The following is a 222-nucleotide window of genomic DNA, read 5'->3' on the forward strand; positions in this document are numbered from 1 at the left end:
GAAAAAGTCACTGATTTTGCTTTTCGCTTAGAGCCAATCTCTGTTGCCAAACGTTCCTTTGTGTCCTTTTCAAACGCAGATATATTTAATTGACTTGTTCCTTCTTTTACACGAACTACATCATTCAAATTATCCATCGCACTTGCTTTTACTGTCTCATTAATAGCTAAAACTAAACTATCTTGTGAATTAGATTCCGTTTGATAAAATACAGCCACTACA

General features: G+C 34.2%; 1 protein-coding gene. It reads right to left on the reverse strand.

Going from position 1 to position 222, the window contains the following annotated elements; all coding sequences use genetic code 11:
- Positions 1-222, reverse strand: a 222-nt coding sequence (locus AB3I00_RS14885; RefSeq protein WP_368025654.1) for a hypothetical protein, incomplete at both ends; no start/stop codon positions are given.

This window comes from Enterococcus sp. C76 (genome assembly GCF_040886985.1).
Lineage (GTDB): Bacteria > Bacillota > Bacilli > Lactobacillales > Enterococcaceae > Enterococcus_B > Enterococcus_B lactis.